Below are 1,700 nucleotides of genomic sequence, written 5' to 3' on the forward strand. Positions count from 1 at the left end.
TCGGTTTGTTAATTGATGTATATATATATTTTCACACCCTTTCATCTGACATTCCTTATACAAAAACATCTCACTTAGATAGTGAGATGTTAAATGTTTGTGGTTCTGCAACGGTTTCATGCGTATCACCGCTGGCGAGAGCATCCGTTGTAAATGCTATTTTAGTCACATCTTTTTTTTCATCATCGAGTATTAATCCAATTATACCTTCCCTTGTTTCACCTGGCTTATACTCTTCCCTTGTCACACTCTTTGTACCAACCAGCGTATCCTCTCCGTATAAGAAATTTTGCTTCGTTACATCAAATTGCTGTGTTTCATTAATCGTAACATTGTTCATGGAGAAAAATTCCATGTTTTTATCTCCACTATTTTCTACTTTATATGTAATTTCAGCATAACGTACGTTATCACTAATCTCTTGTCCACTTAATGAAGCATATAATTCAGCATCTTCACGGCTAACTTTATCTCCAAGTCTACGTTGCACTTCATCTGGGCTTAATGCTGTATAAATTTTCAATGTGTCCTTTGCCTCTTTACTCATTTGTGACAACGAAATAACTTTGACATCTTGTACATGAATTTTCATTGGAGCCACCTCAAATGTTTGATTTATATGGTTCAATTGCTCCAATTTAAATGTTCCCCAGCCTTTCTCTTTAACAGCCTGTCCAACTTTTTTCAGTTCTTTACCACCATATTCAGTCGTCTCCGGAATCGTTTCTTTCTTCTTTGGCTCCTTCTTTTCTTCCTTATGGAAGCAGCCACTTAATATAACGAGACAACTACACAAAACACAAATACTTTTCCATATTTTCATCTTCTTATTACTCCTAACACTCACATTCTTCCTCTGTTTTCACCCTTACATGTGACAGGAAAAGGCCCTGATCGCTTCTATGCATAACCAGGATGCTCTCATCCACCTAAAAAGGGGGTATGTCGTTTTTTAACTTGTATTTATATAGATAATTCTCTTGTTTTATATAAAATAGAAACAATGAGAAGCCTACAAAAACACTTATAATCCCAGACACTATTATACTCCTTATTTGTAAAATATGAAAATAAGGGGGTAACAGCGCATGAACTATACATATTACTAGAGCCACAACTGCTGACCATGCCCAATATTTTCTTTTTTCATTAACAGAAGTTCTATCTACGTTTATTTGATCTCGATATTTCCAAAGGACATATATAAAAAGCAATATTCCAAAACACGTATTCCCATGCTGTATGTATTTATATATCAGTATCATTTCCTGTAAAAAGGAATAACAGTAGCTGAATGCGCAACTGTAAACGGCTTATTTAACTCCCTTCCTAACTTAAAAACTCTATCTACATAGAATACAATCTATCATAACGATATCAACGATTTATATGCAACATTTATTTTCACATTGGAATATCTATACTTTAGATGATACAATTTCCATGTAAGTTTTGAAAGATATGGAAACAAAGAAAAATACATATATATGAGAAGGCCTAGAATTTGCCGCTCTCCAATATATCATCTTACCCGCAAGCTGTCCCACACTTATATTTGTTGCTATATAAATCCATTTTAATTTTTCGACATCTAAATCCCTGCTATGCAGAATAAAAAGTAACCTACACTCGTTTGCTCTTTCTGTTTTTACTTCGCATGTGGCAGAAAAAGGCCCTGACCGCTTCTATGCATGAATAGA

At 34.5% G+C, this 1,700-nt stretch carries 2 protein-coding genes; both read right to left on the reverse strand.

Features of this window, described 5'->3' with window-relative positions; all coding sequences use genetic code 11:
• Window positions 1-70 precede the first annotated feature (70 nt).
• Window positions 71-823 (reverse strand): hypothetical protein, encoded by a 753-nt coding sequence (locus V7183_RS05645; protein ID WP_097896656.1) that lies wholly within the window; start codon window positions 821-823, stop codon window positions 71-73.
• Window positions 824-929: 106 nt separating this feature from the next.
• Entirely contained in the window at window positions 930-1,265 is a 336-nt protein-coding gene (locus tag V7183_RS05650; protein ID WP_230322559.1) for a DUF4184 family protein, read from the reverse strand.
• Between the last annotated feature and the right edge of the window lie 435 nt (window positions 1,266-1,700).

Origin of the sequence: Bacillus sp. JJ1127, assembly GCF_036965845.1 — a bacterium.
Classification (GTDB): Bacteria; Bacillota; Bacilli; order Bacillales; family Bacillaceae_G; genus Bacillus_A.

What these genes read in the sequence shown, in the direction of transcription:
- V7183_RS05645 (WP_097896656.1), bottom strand. Translation starts at nt 823, where the DNA reads ATGAAAATATGGAAAAGTATTTGTGTTTTGTGTAGTTGTCTCGTTATA.
- V7183_RS05650 (WP_230322559.1), bottom strand. Translation starts at nt 1,265, where the DNA reads ATGATACTGATATATAAATACATACAGCATGGGAATACGTGTTTTGGA.